We start from the raw sequence: 18,518 nt of genomic DNA, 5'->3' as shown, positions 1-18,518 counted from the left end.
GTTCATTTCCCTTCAACGGTCAGCGCTTCGTTCACCAGCGCTTCTTGTTCAAACTTGTGGCGTGAGGCAAGGCCCGTGGCGGGCGAGGCCGAGGCGCTGCGGCCGACATAGCGCGGACGTTTAGCCACGCCCCCGGTCTGCCCAAGCACCCATTCGATATTGGGCTCCATATGCGTCCAGTAGCCCTGGTTCTTCGGTTCTTCCTGGCACCAGATCACTTCGGCATTCGGGAAGCGGCCCAGTTCCGCCGTCAGCGATTTCGCCGGGAACGGATAGAGCTGTTCGGTGCGCAGCAGATAGACATCGTCCAGCCTGCGCGCATCCCGTTCGGCCAGCAGGTCGTAATAGACCTTGCCCGAACACAGCACGACGCGGCGGATTTCGGCATCAGGCTTCAGCGCGGTCTTCGACAGGCCCTGTTGTGCATCATCCCACAGCACGCGGTGGAAGGTCGAACCCGTGGTGAATTCGTGGGCCTTCGACACGCAGAGCGGATGGCGCAGCAGCGATTTCGGCGTCATCAGGATCAGCGGTTTGCGGAAATCTCGGTGCAGCTGGCGGCGCAGGATGTGGAAGTAATTCGCAGGCGTCGAGCAATTCGCCACGATCCAGTTGTCTTGCGCCGAATTCTGCAGGAAGCGTTCCGGCCGGGCCGAGCTGTGTTCCGGCCCCTGCCCTTCAAACCCGTGCGGGAGCAGCACGACAAGACCCGACATGCGCAGCCATTTGCTTTCGCCCGAGTTGATGAACTGGTCGAACATGATCTGCGCGCCATTGGCGAAATCGCCGAACTGGGCTTCCCACAGGGTCAGCGCATTGGGTTCCGACAGCGAATAGCCATATTCAAAGCCCAGAACTGCGTATTCCGACAGCATGGAGTCGATGACTTCATACTTGGCCTGGCCTGGGCGGATATGGTTCAGCGGATAGTAGCGTTCTTCGGTGGTCTGGTCGATCAGGCCCGAATGGCGCTGGCTGAAGGTGCCACGGGTGCAATCCTGGCCTGCCAGACGCACCGGGAACCCTTCAACCTGCAGCGAGCCGAAGGCCAGAGCCTCGGCGGTGGCCCAGTCAAAGCCCTCGCCGGTTTCGAACATTTTCTTCTTGGCGTCGAGCTGGCGCACGACCGTCTTGTGAAGATCGAAGTTCTCGGGCACGCGGGTCAGTGCCGCGCCCACTTCGGCCAGGGTTTCCGGCTTGATGGCGGTATTGCCCGGCGTGTATTCGCGGCCTTCCTTCGACAGGTTCTTCCAGCGACCATCCAGCCAGTCGGCCTTGTTGGGCTTGAATTCGCGGCCTGCCTCGAATTCCTCGTTCAGACGCGCCTGGAAGGCAGCCTTCATATCCTCGATTTCACCTTCGGGGATCAGGCCATCCTTCACCAGCCGCTCGGTGTAAAGCTGCAGGGTGGTCTTGTGCTTCTTGATCCGGTTGTACATGACCGGATTGGTGAACATCGGCTCGTCGCCTTCGTTGTGACCGAAGCGGCGATAGCAGAAGATGTCCAGAACCACGTCCTTGTGGAATTTCTGGCGGAATTCGGTGGCCACGCGGGCGGCATGCACCACGGCCTCGGGGTCATCGCCATTCACATGGAAGATCGGCGCTTCCACCATCAGCGCAATATCCGTCGGATAGGGCGACGTGCGCGAGAAATGCGGCGCGGTGGTAAAGCCGATCTGGTTGTTCACGATGATATGGATGCAGCCACCGGTGCGGTGACCCTTGATGCCCGACAATTGCAGACATTCGGCCACGACACCCTGACCGGCAAAGGCCGCATCGCCATGCAGCAGGATCGGCATCACCGCGGTGCGCGTGTCGGTATCGCCCAGCTGGTCCTGCTTGGCGCGGACCTTGCCCAGCACGACCGGATTCACCGCCTCGAGGTGCGAGGGGTTCGCAGTCAGCGACAGGTGGACGGTGTTGCCGTCAAACGTGCGGTCCGACGAGGCGCCGAGGTGATATTTCACGTCGCCCGAACCATCCACGTCCTCGGGCTTGAAGCTGCCGCCCTGGAATTCGTTGAAGATGGCGCGATAGGGCTTGCCCATCACATTGGCCAACACCGACAGACGGCCCCGGTGCGGCATGCCGATGACGATTTCCTTCACACCCAGATTGCCGCCGCGCTTGATGATCTGTTCCATTGCCGGGATCAGGGCTTCGCCGCCATCCAGACCGAAACGCTTGGTTCCCATGTATTTCACATGCAGGAACTTCTCGAACCCCTCGGCCTCGACCAGCTTGTTCAGAATGGCCTTGCGGCCTTCGCGGGTGAAAGCGATTTCCTTGCCATAGCCCTCGATCCGTTCCTTCAGCCAGCTGGCTTGTTCCGGATCGGAGATGTGCATGTATTGCAGGGCAAAGGTGCCGCAATAGGTGCGGCGCACGATATCCATGATCTGCCGCATCGAAGCGGTTTCCAGACCCAGCACCTTGTCGATGAAGATCGGACGATCCATGTCGGCTTCGGTAAAGCCGTAGGATTTCGGGTCCAGTTCCGGGTGCGGCGTGGTTTCGCGCATCCCCAGCGGATCAATGTCGGCAATCAGGTGACCCCGAATCCGGTAGGCACGGATGATCATCAGCGCGCGGATCGAATCCAGTACAGCGCGCTGCAATTGCGCATCCGACAGGCTCACCCCGGCCTCGGTGGCCTTGGCGGCGATCTTCGCCCCTGCGGCCTTGGCCTCTTTCACCGGGGCCATCGGCCATTCGCCAGTCAGCGCGGCAGTCAGATCGTCGCTGGCCTGCGGCGGCCAGTCGGCCCGGGCCCAGCTGGGGCCTGCGGCGGCGCGCTTGGCGTCCAGCTCGCTGTCGCCCAGGGCCTTGAAGAAGGCTGCCCAGCCCGCATCCACGGAATTGGGATCGGCGGCGTAGCGCGCCTGAAGCTGGTCGATATATTCGGCATTGCCGCCATCCATGAAGGATTGGGCATGCATCGTGGCGTTGGGGGTCTGGTCGGTCATATGATTTGCCTCATGGAGACGTATGGGTCGGGGGCATTACTTGCAGGTCACGACGAGCTTGCGCACGCCCGGCAACTGTTCAGGATGTTCAAGGTCCATATCCTGCGCCGCAGCCACCCCACGCCCGCCACATATGCGCGCGGGCGCAGCTTTCAACTGCGCCTTGTCGGTGGTTGCGGATTTGTAGAACAGGATATCGGGCAGGCCAGCGATCACCACGCCCAGCCCTGCGCCATTGCCGGAATAGGCGACGATGTTTTCGGCAGAGACACCGGTTGCGGCTTCGGCGGCGACCATTGCCGGATCGGGACGCGCAGCCTTTTCCGCACCAGTCTGGACACAGGCCGGAAGGGAAATGGCGGCCAGAAGGGCCAGAGCGTGCAGCTTCATCTTTGTCCCCGTCATGCAGTCACCCCCGGGAAGCTATTCCCCCGGGGGTAACGGAAGGTTACTTGCCAAGCGCTTTCATCACAGCCTCGCCCAGGTGGGCCGGGCTGTCAGCCACGATGATGCCTGCGGATTTCATCGCTTCGATCTTCGATTCCGCATCGCCCTTGCCACCGGCCACGATGGCGCCGGCATGGCCCATGCGACGGCCCTTCGGCGCGGTGCGGCCCGCGATGAAACCGGCGGTCGGCTTCCAGCGGCCGCGCTTCTTCTCGTCGGCCAGGAATTGCGCGGCTTCCTCTTCGGCGCTGCCGCCGATTTCCCCGATCATGATGATCGACTGGGTTTCCGGATCGGCAAGGAACATCTCCAGCACGTCGATATGCTCGGTGCCCTTGATCGGGTCGCCGCCGATACCCACGGCCGACGATTGGCCAAGGCCCAGATCGGAGGTCTGCTTCACCGCCTCATAGGTCAGTGTGCCCGAGCGCGACACCACGCCGACGCTACCGCGCTGGTGGATATGGCCCGGCATGATGCCGATCTTGCAGGCGCCGGGGGTGATGACGCCGGGGCAGTTCGGCCCGATCAGGCGCGATTTGCTGCCTTCCAGCGCGCGCTTCACCTTCATCATGTCCAGCACCGGGATGCCTTCGGTGATGCAGACGATCAGTTCCATCTCGGCGTCGATCGCCTCGAGGATCGAGTCGGCGGCGAAGGGCGGCGGCACATAAATCGCGGTCGCATTGGCGCCGGTTACGTGGCGCGCTTCATGCACCGAATTGAACACCGGCAGGCCCAGATGCTCCGTGCCACCCTTGCCGGGGGTCACGCCGCCGACCATCTTGGTGCCATAGGCAATCGCCTGTTCCGAGTGGAAAGTGCCCTGCGAGCCGGTGAAGCCCTGGCAGATCACCTTGGTATTTTCGTTGACGAGAACGGCCATATCAGGCTCCTCTGATTTCTACTGTCGGGCTCTGCCCGTCGTTGATTTTTTCAGGTCCATAGGCACGCCAGTAAGCGTGAACCAAATCATTTAGCGCGGCAAAGCTCAACTTCAGGTCCACGGCGCTTACCCAGAAAACGTGACCAAACGCCCTATTCAGCCTTAGCATAGCGCTCGAGAACGGCGTCAGCTGCAGATGGGTTCCCGCTGCAAGATCAAGGATTAACATCTTGGACTTCTTGTCGAACCTAACGTTGACCACTGCCTCCCAAGGGATCTCGGTGCGCGACAGGCGCAAATCGCGAAGACCTTGAGGCGAAAGCGTAAGCACAAACTTGGGGACTGTGAAAAGTTGCCAGATCAAAACCATCAGGCAAAGGCCGAAGAAGATCATCCCGATCACACCCCAAAACAGCGCGCCAGAACGGAAACTTTCTCCTGGACCTATAACCAGCCACCAAGACACTAGGATAAGCGCCAATGCGCCAGCAAAGAGGAATACCACCTTCAGCCTCGATCTCTCGATGCTGATAACCTGTGTTGTATCGATCTTCGCCGTTTCCATCGTGCTTTTACCATCCGAGTGGCAGAGACGCGCAAAGCACGCCTCTGCAAAAAGCATCAGCCCTTCACCGCCTTCACAATCTTCTGGGCCGCATCGGCGAGGTTGTCGCCCGCGATCACGTTCAGGCCGGAATTGCGGATGATCTCCTTGCCAAGCTCCACATTGGTGCCCTCCAGACGAACGACCAGCGGCACTTTCAGGCCAACCTCTTTCACCGCCGCCAGCACGCCTTCCGCGATCACGTCGCAGCGCATGATGCCGCCGAAGATGTTCACGAGGATGCCTTTGACGTTCGGGTCCGAGGTGATGATCTTGAACGCCTCGGTCACTTTCTCCTTGGTGGCGCCACCGCCCACGTCGAGGAAGTTCGCCGGTTCGGCGCCATAAAGCTTGATGATGTCCATTGTCGCCATGGCAAGGCCCGCGCCGTTCACCATGCAGCCGATTTCACCATCCAGCGCGATGTAGTTCAGATCGAACTTCGACGCGGCCAGTTCCTTCGGGTCTTCTTCGGTTTCGTCGCGCAGGGCGGCGATATCGGCATGGCGATAGATCGCGTTGCCGTCAAACGACACCTTGGCATCCAGAACCTTGATCTGGTTGTCGGGCGTCACGATCAGCGGGTTGATCTCCAGCATCTCCATGTCCTTCTCGACGAAGGCCTTGTAGAGCGTCTTGATCAGCGCCACGCATTGCTTGACCTGCGTGCCTTCCAGGCCGAGCGCGAAAGCCACGCGGCGGCCGTGGTAATCCTGCAGGCCCGCTGCCGGATCAACCGAGAAGCTGATGATCTTTTCCGGGGTGTGGGCCGCCACTTCCTCGATATCCATGCCGCCTTCGGTCGAGACGACAAAGGAAATGCGCGAGGTCTGACGATCCACCAGCAGCGCGAGATAGAGTTCGCGGGCAATGTCGGAACCGGCTTCGATATAGATGCGGTTCACCTGCTTGCCAACCGGCCCGGTCTGGTGGGTGACCAGAGTGCGGCCCAGCATCTGCTTGGCCAGCGTCGCGGCCTCTTCGACCGATTTGGCCAGACGGACACCGCCCTTTTCACCGGCTTCCGGCTCTTTGAACGAACCCTTGCCGCGGCCACCTGCGTGGATCTGTGCCTTGACGACCCAGAGCGGCCCGTCAAGTTCGCCTGCGGCGGTCTTGGCGTCTTCGGCCTTCAGGACCACGCGGCCATCGGACACCGGCGCGCCGTAGCTGCGCAGAAGTGCCTTGGCCTGGTATTCATGGATGTTCATGGATCATGTCCCATCGCTGCTGATTTGCGGCGGGAATGCCACAGAAAACGGCGCTTTCAAAACGCGTTTTGCGGGAACGGGGGGTTTTGGGGCAGAAAAATCGCATTTGTGATCACAGCCTGAAAAAGTGTGATCACAAGAAAGAAACTGCTAACGCAAACAGCGCCCCCGCAGGTCAGCTGCGGCGGGTTGCCACACAAAGCGCCTGCCCCCGCGGCAGGCGGGTCGGGCGAATCTGGACATCAAGCCCGGCCTGCCAGGCAAAGTGATGCACGTCTTCGGCCAACACATGATAGGGCGCGCGGGCGTCATGGGTTACCACCCCGTCAGGCTGGCGCACCGGGGCAAGGGCAGCCTGCGCATCGGGGGCCAGAAAGACGGTGAACAGGAACTTTTCGAACCGCGTTACATGCTGCGCCACCCGGATCAGGCCGCGCCGCAGATGGTTCAGCGGCAGATGGGTGAAAACCGCAAAGCACAGCACATAATCAAAATCGCGCGGCAGGCCCGGCAGGCTGAAATCCGGATCGCCGATCAGCTGCGATCTGGGCAGCCGGGTCCGGTCGCTTTCGGTCAGCTCTGACGCGTATCCCTTCAGGATCAGATCGCGCGACAGATCGGTGCCCCAGTAGTTGCCGGGGTTCAGAAAGGGCACAACACGGCAACCGGTGCGCAGCGGCCCGCAGCCGATATCCAGCAGACGGTGCCGGGGCTGCAGCCCTTCGGCCAGCAGCATCTCCATCTGGATATTGCCCGTCTCTTCCCACCGCCCGCCGATGATCGCGCGGTGATGCCCGCGCGCCAGCGCATCGGGAATGAAATCAGGGGCGTGATAGGGCGAGATATGGCTGGACATGGGGCGGGATTAGCACCCCGCGCCACAAAGCAAAAGGGCGCCGCAAGCGACGCCCCTGCCCCGGTTTCCCGGCGATCAATCAGTTCAGCGACGGATCGATGGTCTTGCAGGCGGCGACAAGGCCCTTCACCGCATCGATCGACTTGTCCATCATCGCCTGTTCTTCGGCATTCAGCTTGATGTCCACGATCCGTTCGATCCCGTCCTTGCCGATGATGGTCGGCACGCCGACATACATCCCGTCCAGACCATAGGCCCCCTTCACATAGGCAGCGCAGGGCAGCAGGCGCTTCTGGTCTTTCAGATAGGCCTCGGCCATTTCGATGGCGCTGGTGGCCGGGGCATAGAAGGCCGAACCGGTTTTCAGCAGGCCAACGATCTCGGCACCGCCATCGCGGGTGCGCTGGACGATGCTGTCCATACGCTCTTGCGTGGTCCAGCCCATCGCCACCAGGTCCGGCAGCGGGATACCGGCCACGGTCGAATAGCGGACCAGCGGCACCATGGTATCGCCATGGCCACCCAGCACAAAGGCGGTGACATCGCGCATGGAGACGTTGAATTCCACCGACAGGAAGTGGCGGAAGCGGGCGGCATCCAGCACGCCAGCCATGCCGACAACCTTGTTGTGCGGCAGGCCCGAGAATTCGCGCAGCGCCCAGACCATCGCATCCAGCGGGTTGGTGATGCAGATGACAAAGGCGTTCGGCGCGTGCTGCTTGATGCCTTCGCCGACCGATTTCATGACCTTCAGGTTGATGCCCAGCAGATCATCGCGGCTCATGCCCGGCTTGCGCGGTACGCCTGCGGTCACGATGCAGACATCGGCGCCTGCGATATCGGCATAGTCATTGGTGCCTTTCAGCACAGCGTCAAACCCTTCGACGGGGCCACATTGCGCCAGATCCAGCGCCTTGCCCTGCGGGGTGCCTTCAGCGATGTCGAAAACTACGATGTCGCCAAGTTCCTTGGTGGCTGCAAGATGGGCGAGGGTGCCGCCGATCTGGCCTGCGCCAATCAGTGCGATCTTGGGTCGTGCCATGATTCCGTCTCCGGCTGGGATTGTATACGGTGGTATGCATAGAGCCCCGCGCCGAGTCTCGCAAGGCTGCCGCGATGCGGCATGACAGGCCCTGCTGGTTCGCGCAAGTTGTTTGCGCTAAACCCGGCGCAATTCGACATAAAGGGGCGGATATGCAGGATTGGGCCTTCTGGGCCATTGCGGGGCTGGCATCGGCGCTGGTTGGCCTTGGCAAGGGCGGCGTACCGGTCGTGGCGATGCTGAGTGTGCCGCTGATGGCGTTGGTCATGTCGCCGGTCATGGCAGCCGGGCTGCTGCTGCCGATCTACATCGTCTCGGACATGTTCGGGCTTTACGCCTATCGCGGCGCGTTCAACCGTCGCCTGCTGATCATCCTTGTGCCTGCCACGGCGATCGGGGTCGCCCTTGGATGGGCCACGGCACATCTGGTGCCGGAAAAGACGGTGGGGGCTGTGGTCGGGGGCATCGGGGCAGTGTTTGCCGCCAATCTGTTGCTACGCCCGCAGACATCAGAGGGCATTGCGCATCCGGGCCGGGTGGTGCCAGGGTTGTTCTGGGGCACGCTGACCGGTTTCACCAGCTTTGTCAGCCATGCCGGGGCGCCGCCCTATCAGGTTTACACCCTGCCGCTGCGCCTGCCCAAAGAGGTCTATGCCGGGACCTCCACGATCCTCTTCGCCTGGGTAAACCTGATCAAGCTGCCGCCATACTGGGCGCTTGGCCAAGTGAACATGGGCAACCTGAAGGTCACGCTGATCCTGATGATCCCGGCCATTCTGGCGGTTTTCGTCGGCGTCCGTCTGGTGCGCAAGCTGCCAGAGGCGCTGTTCTTCCGGCTGGTCACCTGGGCGCTGCTGGCGCTCTCGGTCAAGCTGGTCTGGGACGGCATCGTCTGACGGATCAGGCCGGATCGCCCTTGGCCGGGGCCGGTTCCAGCAAGGCCTGATAGCCCTGGCCCGACGCCAGCAGGCAGGACATGCCGTCGGGCATGGTCACCATGATGGTCCAGCTGCCCGTGGCTGAGGCGTAAAGCTCCATCACAGCCTGTGGTCCGGCAAGACCAATGGCCTGACGGCTTTCTTCATATTTCTCGGCCAGGGTCACCATCACCTGGTCGCGCGGGGCGCATTGCGCGGCATGGCCCGCATGGGTGGCGAGAATCACGCCCGCGAACCCGAGCGAGAGGGCGAAGAGGGTCTGTTGCATCATCATCGGTCAGCCTTCCTGTCTGGGGCGCCGTGGCGCGGTGGTCGATGGGAAAAGGCTGCGCCTGATGCAATGAAAATTCCTTAACGGCTCGGGCGTTCGCGCGCTGTTCCCCATCGAATTGACCCGACTTGCTGCGATGCGGCATTTTTGATCTTGCCGAATATGCCAAAGATGTGGTCATTGGCGAAAGAATCTTGCCCGAAGGATCGCACCATGCCCGCACGTCCCTATCGTTCCGTTCTGTACATCCCGGGTTCCAAGGAACGGGCGCTGGAAAAGGCGACCGGCCTGGCCGCCGATGCGATCATCTTCGATCTGGAAGATGCCGTGGCCCCTGACGAAAAGCCCGCAGCGCGCAAACTGTTGGCACAGGTGCTGACCGACTGGGATTTCGGCCGCCGGGCGCGCATCGTTCGGATCAACGGTTTTGATACGGAATGGGGCCGCGCCGATGCTGCCGCGATGGACGAGGCGATTGCCCGTGGCGCCCGGATCGACGCGATCCTGATCCCCAAGGTCAACCGTGCCGCCGATCTGGATGCCGTGGCCGAGGCGGTGCCGGGTGCCGATCTCTGGGCGATGATGGAAACCTGCGCCGGCATGCTGAACGCCGCCGAAATCGCCGCGCACCCGCGCCTGAAAGGCATGGTCATGGGCACCAATGATCTGGCCAAGGAGCTGAACAGCCGGTTCCGCCCTGACCGCCTGCCGATGCAGGCCGGGCTTGGGCTGTGCCTCCTGGCGGCCCGGGCGCATGGTCTGGTGATCGTCGATGGTGTGTACAATGCCTTCAAGGATGACGAAGGCCTGCGCGCCGAATGCGAACAGGGCCGCGACATGGGCTTTGATGGCAAGACCCTGATCCATCCGGCCCAGTTGGAGATTGCGAATACCGCTTTCGCCCCTTCCGAGGCCGAAATCGACCTGGCCCGCCGCCAGATTGCCGCCTTCAATGATACGACGGCCAAGGGTGGCGGCGTTGCTGTTGTGGACGGGAAAATTGTCGAAAACCTGCATATCGTCACCGCGCAGGCCACCTTGGCCAAGGCACAGGCGATTGCGGCCATGGCAGATTGATGGTTATGTGAACCAGTTTTACATAACTGGAGCCAGCTCATGACCCTGCTCGCCCTCGGCCTTATCCTCTGGATCGTGCCGCATTACATCAAACGCCTTGCGCCGGGATTGCGTGACGGCTGGGGAAACCCGGGCAAGGGGGCCATTGCATTGGCCATTCTGGCCGGGATGGTGCTGATGGTCATCGGCTATCGCAGCGCCGAATTCGTGCCCGTTTATGCCCCCCTGCCCGGCATGGGACATGCCAATAACACCCTGATGTTGGTGGCGCTGTTCCTGTATGGCGTCGGCGGCACCAAAGGCACGCTTTACCCAAGAATGCGGCACCCGATGCTGTGGGGCACAGTGGTCTGGGCATTCGCCCATCTACTTGTGAATGGCGACCTTGCCTCGATCCTGCTGTTCGGTGGCCTGGGGCTTTGGGCGCTTGGCCAGATGGCGCTGGTCAACCGCACCCCCTGGACCGCGCCCACCAATGGCCGTGGCCTCAAGGGCGATGCGATGAACCTGGCCGGGACGCTGGTGCTTTACGGGATTGTCGCGATGGTTCACCTCTGGCTGGGACATCCGGTGTTCGAGGGAACCTATTACTGATGCAGCTTTACCGCTTTCTGTCCGACGACGACACTTCGGCCTTCTGCCACAAGGTCACTGCCGCCCTGAACAAGGGCTGGGCCCTGCATGGCAGCCCGACCTATGCCTTTGATGCCACCAAGGGCGTCATGCGTTGCGGTCAGGCCGTGGTGAAAGAGGTGCCCGGCACCTACACCCCCGATCTGAAACTGGGCGAACAGTAATGCCCGCCCGGGCCGGGCCTTGCCCCGGCCCACCCTACAGGAGTTGACAGTCCATGAAGACCAATCCCGGCCGCTTCTTTGAAGATTATCGCATTGGCGACGTGATCCGCCATGCCGTGCCGCGCACTGTCAAGATGGGCGAACGGGCCATGTATCACGCGCTTTATCCGGCGCGTCATGCGCTATACTCCTCCGACGCCTTCGCGCAATCCTGTGGCCTGCCCTTCAGCCCGCTGGATGACCTGATTGCCTTTCACGTCGTGTTTGGCAAAACCGTGCCCGATGTCAGCCTGAACGCGGTGGCGAACCTTGGCTATGCCGAAGGGCGCTGGCTGCAACCGGTCTGGCCCGGCGATACACTGCGGTCGGAATCCACCGTGATCGGCCTGAAGGAAAATTCCAACGGCAAGTCGGGCAATGTCTATGTGCGCACCATCGGCCTGAACCAGCATGACGAACCGGTGCTGGAATATGTCCGCTGGGTTATGGTGCGCAAGAATGACCCCGCAGCTCCCGCCCCCGCGCCGATAGTTCCGGAATTGAAGACATCAGTCCCTGCCAGTGATCTTGTGATCCCCAAAGGTCTGGATTTCACGAATTACGATTTCACTCTGGCCGGCGAGCCGCATCGCTGGGGCGATTACGCGATCGGCGAAAGGATCGACCATGTCGATGGGGTGACCATCGAAGAGGCCGAACACATGATCGCCACCCGCCTGTGGCAGAACACCGCCAAGGTCCATTTCGACGCCACCTTCCGCGAGGATGGCAAGCGGCTGATCTATGGCGGCCATGTCATCAGTATGGCGCGGGCTTTGTCCTTCAACGGGCTTGCCAATGCGCAGATGATTGTCGCGCTGAACGGTGGCGCCCATGCCAATCCCTGCTTTGCCGGCGATACGATCAAGGCCTGGTCCGAGGTGCTGGATCGTGCCGACACCCCGGCCCCCGGCGTTGGCGCGCTGCGCTTGCGGCTGGTGGCGGTAAAGCAGGGAGCAAAACCCTTTGCGCTTAAGGGCGAAGACGGCAAGTATCTGCCCGAAACCCTGCTTGATCTGGATTACTGGGCCCTGATTCCAAAATGATGCGCATCGCACTCCTTGCCTCGCTGCTTGCCTCGCCCGTCCTTGCCGATGACGAGGCGCAGTCCAATTTCGTCGCCGATAATCTGGTGGCGATCTTCTACCACGAACTGGGCCATGCCCTGATCGACCAGCTGGAACTTCCTGTGCTGGGCAAGGAAGAGGACGCCGCCGATATCCTGTCGGTCTTGCTGATCGACGAAGTATGGGAGCCGCAGATCGCCCAGGAAATCGTGGCGAATACCGCGATGGCCTATGCGATTTCGGCCGCGGCCAGTGCCGAGGAAGACCCCGGGTTCTGGGACGTGCATGGCCATGACATGCAGCGCTATTTCACGTCGGTCTGCCTGTTTTACGGTGCCGATCCCGACAACCGCGAGCAATTTGCCATTGCCGCCGAACTGCCGGTGGAACGCGCGGCCGGATGCCCGGAGGAACGGCAACTGGCCGAAGACAGCTGGTGGGTCTATCTGCAAGACCTTTCAGATCAGGCCCCCGGCACTGCGCTTAAGCTTGATGCCGCCGAGGATGAATTCACAGCGACCGTCATCGCTGAAGAGATCCGCGAACTGAACGAACGGTTCGATCTGCCGCAGGCGATCGAGGTGGATATCGAAGCGTGCGACCAGATCAATGCCTTCTACATCCCCGATGAGTCCCGCATCGTGATGTGCAGCGAGTTCACCAATTACCTGTGGGAGGTGGCAGAGGCCGCCGAACTGTGATCACGCGCCAAAAAAACGTGATCACAAAACCGAAAAATCCGAAGCTGATAGCGGAAACGATGTGAATTTCACACCATTGCGGGCGTGACTTGCGGAAAAAAACCGCTATTGAAAAGCCAGATATCCTGCCAACGCGCGACGCTTTCGCCGCGCCAAGCGACAGAGGGACACCATGGCCGAAGCAAAGCGGGTTGAACGCCCCCTTTCCCCCCATCTGCAGATCTACCGCCCGCAACTGACCTCCATCACCTCGATCCTGACACGGATCACCGGCAACGGGCTGATCGTCGGCACCTTGCTGGCGGTCTGGTGGCTGCTTTCGGCGGCGGTGGGGCCTGAGTATTTCGCCCTCGCCAATGGCGTCGCGACCTCGTGGTTTGGCGATCTGGTGTTTTTCCTTTCGGCCTGGGCGCTGTGGTATCACTATCTCGCCGGGTTGCGTCACCTGTACTATGACGCAGGCAAGGGGCTGGATATTCCCACCGCCGAAAAACTGGGCTGGGCCTGCATCATCGGTTCGGTCGTGCTGACCGTCCTCACCGCCATCATCGTCTGAGGGGGCACATCATGCGTTACCTGACCGCCCGCAAACGCGCCGAGGGCAAGGGCGCCTCTGGCACCGGCACCGAACACCACTGGTTCATGACCGTTTCGGCCGTGGGTTTGGCTTTCATGATCCCGGTCTGGGTCTATATTTTCGGCTCCGCGCTTGGGCAGGGCCATGCCGAGGTTGTGGCGACCTTCGCCCGCCCCTTCCCGGCCATCCTGACGGGCCTCGTGCTCTTTGTCGGCATGCGCCACTTCGCCAAGGGCGCGCAGATGATGATCGAGGATTACGCCCGTGGCAGCGCCAAGAAGGGCCTGATCATGTTGGCGATTTCGATTTCCTATGCCGTGATCGCCGTGGGCTTCTACGCCCTCGCCAAGATCGCGCTCTGAGAGGCTGACCGATGACCACCGCTTATCCTTACGAAGTTCACGACTATGATGTCGTCGTGGTCGGCGCCGGTGGCGCGGGCCTGCGCGCCACGCTGGGGATGGCCGAGCAAGGCCTGCGCACCGCTTGCGTGACCAAGGTCTTCCCGACCCGCTCGCACACTGTGGCGGCGCAGGGCGGCATCGCGGCCAGCCTTGCGAACATGGGCCCCGACAACTGGCAGTGGCACATGTATGACACTGTGAAAGGCTCTGACTGGCTGGGCGACACCGACGCGATGGAATATCTCGCGCGCGAGGCCCCCGCTGCGGTCTATGAGCTGGAACATTACGGCGTGCCGTTTTCGCGCACCGAAGAGGGCAAGATCTATCAACGCCCCTTTGGTGGTCATACGACCGAGTTCGGCGAAGGCCCGCCGGTGCAGCGCACCTGCGCCGCCGCCGACCGCACCGGCCACGCCATTCTGCACACGCTCTATGGCCAAAGCCTCAAGAACAACGCGGAATTCTACATCGAATATTTCGCGCTGGACCTGATCATCACCGACGGCCGCTGCACCGGCGTGGTGGCGTGGAAGCTGGATGACGGCACGATCCACGTCTTCAATGCCAAGATGACCGTGCTGGCGACCGGCGGCTATGGCCGTGCCTATTTCAGCGCGACCTCGGCCCATACCTGCACCGGCGACGGTGGCGGCATGGTGGCCCGTGCGGGCCTGCCGCTGCAAGACATGGAATTCGTGCAATTCCACCCGACCGGCATCTATGGCTCGGGCTGTCTCATCACCGAAGGCGCGCGTGGCGAGGGTGGCTACCTCACCAACTCCAAGGGCGAGCGCTTCATGGAGCGTTACGCGCCCCATTACAAAGACCTCGCGCCACGCGATTATGTGTCCCGCTGCATGACCATGGAAATCCGCGAGGGCCGTGGCGTGGGCGAGCATGGCGATCACATCCACCTGCACCTCAACCACCTGCCGCGCGAGACGCTGGAACTGCGTCTGCCCGGCATCTCGGAATCCGCGCGGATTTTTGCGGGCGTTGACCTGCACAAGGAGCCGATCCCGGTTCTGCCGACCGTGCATTACAACATGGGCGGTATTCCCACCAACTATTGGGGCGAAGTGCTGAACCCCACGGCCGAGAGCCCCGACGCCATCTTCCCCGGCCTGATGGCGGTGGGCGAGGCGGGCTGTGCGAGCGTGCATGGCGCGAACCGTCTGGGCTCCAACTCGCTGATCGACCTCGTGGTGTTCGGCCGTGCGGCGGCCATCCGCGCCGGCGAGATCGTCAACCCGAAAGAGCGCAGCACCCCGGTGAACAAAGCCGAGGTGGACCGTGCGCTTGGCCGGTTTGACGCGCTGCGCCATGCCAATGGCGCCATCCCCACCGCCGACCTGCGGTTGGAAATGCAGAAAACCATGCAATCCGATGCCGCCGTGTTCCGCACCGAAAAAACCCTCGCCGAGGGTGAGGTGAAGATGACGGCGATCGCGGGGAAGATGGGCGATATCAAGGTCACCGACCGCAGCCTCGTGTGGAACAGCGATCTGATGGAAACGCTGGAACTCACGAACCTCATGCCCAATGCGCTGGCCACCATCTATGGCGCGCATGCCCGTACCGAAAGCCGTGGCGCCCATGCGCATGAGGATTTCCCGAACCGCGACGACGTGAACTGGCGCAAGCACAGCCTCGCGCATGTCGATGGGGCGAAGGTCACGCTCAGCTACCGCGCCGTGCATGTCGATCCGCTGACGCCGGAATCCGACGGGGGCATCAGCCTCAAGAAGATCGCCCCGGCCGAGCGCAAGTTCTGATCATGCTGCGCACCGCCGCCCTTTGCTTTCATGCGGCTGCCCTGGCCCTGCGCCGGGGATCGGTGGCTGGTCGGCGGCTAGCCGCCCGGCAAGGGGCGCTTGGTCGGCAGGGTTTCGCAGGCGTGATCGGCGCCCCCCTCTGCATGGTCCTTCGCGCCGGTTATGCTGGCGCGAAACCCCTTGTCAGTTGAGGTCTCCGATGCGCGCTGTTCCGCTCCTTTCTGCCCTGGCCCTGCTGGCCGCCTGCACCGGCTCTGGCCGGCCTGTTGGCGACAGCGTGAATGAACGGCTGGCCCGTACGGTCGTGACGCCCGTGCTGCAAAACTACATGCCGACCCCGCAAGCCCAGGCCGCCACCGATTGCGTGATCGGCCAGGCGACACCGATGGAGCTGCACAATCTGGCCAAGGATTTCGGCGTCCGCGCCGGAACGCTGACGGTTCAGAACGTGGCCACCATCCTGCGCCGCCCTGCCACCGCCGAATGCCTTCGGGCACGCGGCATTGGCCCGATCGCCGGATGATGCCGATGCGCGCCGCCCTTGCCATGTTTGCCCTGCTAGCGGCCTGCGGACCCGTTTCGCGCGAAGCGGCCGAGCGGAACTGTCTAGCGCAGGCCAAGGCAGCCACCGGCCCCCATGGCGAGGTGGCCATCGGGGCCTCCAGCAATGGCGGGCTTTCCACCCGGCTGGAACTTGACATCTCGACCGACGCCCTTGCCGGGCGCGACCCTGCGCAGGTCTATGATGCCTGCGTTTACCGACAATCCGGGCAGCTTCCCAGCCGCCCGCTTTACTCCCGCCCTGATTGGAGGCCCTAGCCAATGGTCCAGTTCACCCTGCCAAAGAACTCCAAGGTCCGCACCGGCAAGACATGGCCGAAGCCGGACGGCAAGAATGTTCGCAAATTCCAGATCTATCGCTGGAACCCCGATGATGGCGAAAACCCGCGGGTCGATACCTATTTCATCGACATGGACAAATGCGGGCCGATGGTTCTGGACGCGCTTATCAAGATCAAGAACGAGATCGACCCGACGCTGACCTTCCGCCGGTCCTGCCGCGAAGGCATCTGCGGCAGCTGCGCCATGAATATCGACGGGATCAATACGCTGGCCTGTATCTATGGGCTGGACGAGATCAAGGGCGATGTGAAGATCTACCCGCTGCCGCATATGCCGGTCATCAAGGATCTGATCCCCGACCTGACCCATTTCTATGCCCAGCATGCCAGCATCATGCCCTGGCTGGAAACCAAGACAAATACCCCGGCCAAGGAATGGCGCCAGTCGATCGAGGACCGCAAGAAACTCGATGGTCTTTATGAATGCGTGATGTGCGCCAGCTGTTCCACCTCCTGCCCGTCCTACTGGTGGAATGGCGACAAATACCTTGGCCCCGCCGCGCTGCTGCATGCCTATCGCTGGATCATCGATAGCCGCGACGAGGCCACGGGCGAACGTCTGGACAATCTGGAAGACCCGTTCAAACTCTATCGCTGCCATACGATCATGAACTGCGCCAAGACCTGTCCCAAGGGCCTGAACCCGGCCAAGGCGATTGCAGAAATCAAGAAGATGATGGTCGAACGCGCCGTTTGATCCAGTCTGCGCTCCTGTTCCAAAGCCCCGGCCATCCCGCCGGGGCTTTCCCGTTCATGGAAAACCCCGCCTCATGCTCCTGCTGATCCCCCTGCTTGCGCTGGCCACCCTAGGCTATCTCTGGTTCACCCGGCGTGGCTCGACCCTGACCCGCCACTGCCGTTGGCGCGAAAGCCGGTCGCGGAGCACTTGGCGCTGTGCCACATGCGGGTCGGAAACGCCAGCCACGGGGCGCCGCCCCAAACACTGCCTGCGCCCCTCTTACCTTGGTTCAAATATCCCGAGTTGAATGGCCCGCAGGGCCAGAGGGGCAACGCCCCTGCTTGACCCGGCGTATCATCCGGCACAGGCTCGGGTCAATTCAGACCGGAGCCTGTGCCGTGAAACCTTCCCATCCCGACCATGCCGCGCCTCCCGATGCCAACGCGCGCAAAGCCCTGGCCCCGGTGATCTGCTACCCCGTCGAAACCCTGCCCCGGCCTGATCTGGCCACCTATCGTGCGGCCCGTGCGGGCTGGACCCGGACGACCACGGTGCTGGTGCCCCCACGACATGCCCGCTGCTTCACGGTGCCCGCCGGGCATTTCTTCCGCATCACCAGCGTGGACGGGCCGCAAGTCGGTGATCTAAACCTGTGGAATGCCAACAATCTGGCCGAACGCTTCTATTCCGGCAAGACCCGCGCCCTGCACGGCACGCACCTGTCCAGTGGCGACCGGATGTGGACCAGCCATCCGCATTTGCGCCCCATGGCCACCATCACCGATGACACGCTGGATTGGTACGGGTTCGATGCCTTCGGTGGCGCGGTGCATGACGTGATCGGCACGCGCTGCGATCCCTATACCCACAACCTGCTAAGCCATGGTGGCCAGTATCATCATTGTTGCCATTCCAACCTGACCCGTGCGCTCGCCCATGAACGCGGGCTGAGCCTGCCCGAGGCTGAAACGCATGTGCATGATGTGCTGAATGTCTTCATGTGTACCGGTTTCACCCGCGATACCGGGCAATATTTCATGAAGGCCAGCCCGGTTCGGCCCGGCGACTATCTGGAGTTCTTTGCCGAAATCGATCTGCTGGGGGCGCTGTCGGCCTGCCCCGGTGGCGATTGTTCATCAGAGCATTCTTCCGATGCGGCGGCCTGCTATCCGCTGCAGATCGAGGTTTTTGCGCCTGTGGCCCCGCCGCAAGGCTGGATGTCCCCGGCACCAAACGGCTATGACCGCAGCCATGGCCTGTGACATCCGCCCTC

21 protein-coding genes are annotated in these 18,518 nt (G+C 62.1%); 13 read left to right on the top strand and 8 right to left on the bottom strand.

Features of this window, described 5'->3' with window-relative positions; translation table 11 throughout:
- Positions 1–2: 2 nt before the first annotated feature.
- The 7 genes from V6590_RS08690 to mdh all read right to left on the bottom strand — a co-directional run bounded on the left by V6590_RS08690 (position 3) and on the right by mdh (position 8,018).
- Entirely contained in the window at positions 3–2,972 is a 2,970-nt protein-coding gene (locus tag V6590_RS08690) for a 2-oxoglutarate dehydrogenase E1 component (RefSeq protein WP_335421984.1), read from the bottom strand.
- 36 nt (positions 2,973–3,008) lie between these two features.
- Positions 3,009–3,362, bottom strand: coding sequence for a hypothetical protein (locus V6590_RS08685; protein WP_335421982.1), 354 nt, complete (start codon positions 3,360–3,362; stop codon positions 3,009–3,011).
- Positions 3,363–3,420: 58 nt separating this feature from the next.
- Positions 3,421–4,305, bottom strand: coding sequence for a succinate--CoA ligase subunit alpha (sucD, locus tag V6590_RS08680; protein ID WP_335421980.1), 885 nt, complete (start codon positions 4,303–4,305; stop codon positions 3,421–3,423).
- A gap of 1 nt (position 4,306) precedes the next feature.
- Positions 4,307–4,927 carry an STM3941 family protein gene (locus V6590_RS08675; protein WP_335421978.1) on the bottom strand — a complete coding sequence of 207 codons (621 nt, stop codon included), beginning with the start codon at positions 4,925–4,927 and terminating at the stop codon, positions 4,307–4,309.
- Positions 4,927–6,120, bottom strand: coding sequence for an ADP-forming succinate--CoA ligase subunit beta (gene sucC, locus V6590_RS08670; RefSeq protein ID WP_335421977.1), 1,194 nt, complete (start codon positions 6,118–6,120; stop codon positions 4,927–4,929). The genes V6590_RS08675 and sucC overlap by 1 nt, the downstream gene beginning before the upstream one ends.
- Before the next feature lie 175 nt (positions 6,121–6,295).
- A complete protein-coding gene (locus V6590_RS08665; RefSeq protein WP_335421975.1) occupies positions 6,296–6,976 on the bottom strand; it encodes a class I SAM-dependent methyltransferase in 681 nt (226 codons plus the stop codon).
- A gap of 79 nt (positions 6,977–7,055) precedes the next feature.
- Positions 7,056–8,018, bottom strand: coding sequence for a malate dehydrogenase (gene mdh, locus V6590_RS08660; RefSeq protein ID WP_335421973.1), 963 nt, complete (start codon positions 8,016–8,018; stop codon positions 7,056–7,058).
- A 152-nt stretch (positions 8,019–8,170) separates the two neighbouring features.
- Here mdh and V6590_RS08655 point away from each other — a divergent pair, with 152 nt between their 5' ends.
- Positions 8,171–8,914, top strand: coding sequence for a sulfite exporter TauE/SafE family protein (locus V6590_RS08655; protein WP_335421971.1), 744 nt, complete (start codon positions 8,171–8,173; stop codon positions 8,912–8,914).
- 4 nt (positions 8,915–8,918) lie between these two features.
- Here V6590_RS08655 and V6590_RS08650 read toward each other — a convergent pair whose 3' ends face one another.
- A complete protein-coding gene (locus tag V6590_RS08650; protein WP_335421969.1) occupies positions 8,919–9,224 on the bottom strand; it encodes a hypothetical protein in 306 nt (101 codons plus the stop codon).
- A gap of 216 nt (positions 9,225–9,440) precedes the next feature.
- Here V6590_RS08650 and V6590_RS08645 point away from each other — a divergent pair, with 216 nt between their 5' ends.
- From V6590_RS08645 to V6590_RS08590, 12 genes are all read left to right on the top strand, one after another.
- Positions 9,441–10,304 (top strand): HpcH/HpaI aldolase/citrate lyase family protein, encoded by an 864-nt coding sequence (locus V6590_RS08645; protein WP_335421967.1) that lies wholly within the window; start codon positions 9,441–9,443, stop codon positions 10,302–10,304.
- A gap of 39 nt (positions 10,305–10,343) precedes the next feature.
- Positions 10,344–10,898, top strand: coding sequence for an NnrU family protein (locus V6590_RS08640; RefSeq protein ID WP_335421965.1), 555 nt, complete (start codon positions 10,344–10,346; stop codon positions 10,896–10,898).
- A complete protein-coding gene (locus V6590_RS08635) occupies positions 10,898–11,101 on the top strand; it encodes a DUF1737 domain-containing protein (RefSeq protein WP_335421962.1) in 204 nt (67 codons plus the stop codon). The genes V6590_RS08640 and V6590_RS08635 overlap by 1 nt, the downstream gene beginning before the upstream one ends.
- 53 nt (positions 11,102–11,154) lie before the next feature.
- Positions 11,155–12,186, top strand: a complete 1,032-nt coding sequence (locus tag V6590_RS08630; RefSeq protein WP_335421960.1) for a MaoC family dehydratase — start codon at positions 11,155–11,157, stop codon at positions 12,184–12,186.
- Positions 12,186–12,908, top strand: a complete 723-nt coding sequence (locus tag V6590_RS08625; RefSeq protein WP_335421957.1) for a DUF4344 domain-containing metallopeptidase — start codon at positions 12,186–12,188, stop codon at positions 12,906–12,908. Before V6590_RS08630 ends, V6590_RS08625 begins: the two co-directional genes overlap by 1 nt.
- Positions 12,909–13,080: 172 nt before the next feature.
- Positions 13,081–13,464 (top strand): succinate dehydrogenase, cytochrome b556 subunit, encoded by a 384-nt coding sequence (gene sdhC, locus V6590_RS08620; RefSeq protein ID WP_335421954.1) that lies wholly within the window; start codon positions 13,081–13,083, stop codon positions 13,462–13,464.
- 11 nt (positions 13,465–13,475) lie between these two features.
- The gene (gene sdhD / locus V6590_RS08615) at positions 13,476–13,847 is read left to right on the top strand and encodes a succinate dehydrogenase, hydrophobic membrane anchor protein (protein ID WP_335421951.1); all 372 of its coding nucleotides are present in this window, start codon (positions 13,476–13,478) and stop codon (positions 13,845–13,847) included.
- 11 nt (positions 13,848–13,858) lie between these two features.
- Positions 13,859–15,664, top strand: coding sequence for a succinate dehydrogenase flavoprotein subunit (gene sdhA, locus V6590_RS08610; RefSeq protein ID WP_335421949.1), 1,806 nt, complete (start codon positions 13,859–13,861; stop codon positions 15,662–15,664).
- A 199-nt stretch (positions 15,665–15,863) separates the two neighbouring features.
- A complete protein-coding gene (locus tag V6590_RS08605; RefSeq protein ID WP_335421948.1) occupies positions 15,864–16,187 on the top strand; it encodes a hypothetical protein in 324 nt (107 codons plus the stop codon).
- Between the two features lie 5 nt (positions 16,188–16,192).
- Positions 16,193–16,483 (top strand): hypothetical protein, encoded by a 291-nt coding sequence (locus V6590_RS08600; RefSeq protein WP_335421946.1) that lies wholly within the window; start codon positions 16,193–16,195, stop codon positions 16,481–16,483.
- A gap of 3 nt (positions 16,484–16,486) precedes the next feature.
- Positions 16,487–17,263: a succinate dehydrogenase iron-sulfur subunit gene (locus V6590_RS08595; protein ID WP_335421943.1), complete on the top strand. Its 777-nt coding sequence runs from the start codon at positions 16,487–16,489 to the stop codon at positions 17,261–17,263.
- 380 nt (positions 17,264–17,643) lie between these two features.
- Positions 17,644–18,507: an urea carboxylase-associated family protein gene (locus V6590_RS08590; protein ID WP_335421941.1), complete on the top strand. Its 864-nt coding sequence runs from the start codon at positions 17,644–17,646 to the stop codon at positions 18,505–18,507.
- The last annotated feature ends 11 nt before the right edge of the window (positions 18,508–18,518 follow it).

This window comes from Gemmobacter denitrificans (assembly GCF_036964905.1).
GTDB lineage: Bacteria > Pseudomonadota > Alphaproteobacteria > Rhodobacterales > Rhodobacteraceae > Gemmobacter > Gemmobacter denitrificans.
Note: the sequence above shows the minus strand (reverse complement) of the source record. Positions and strands in the feature narration are given on the sequence as shown.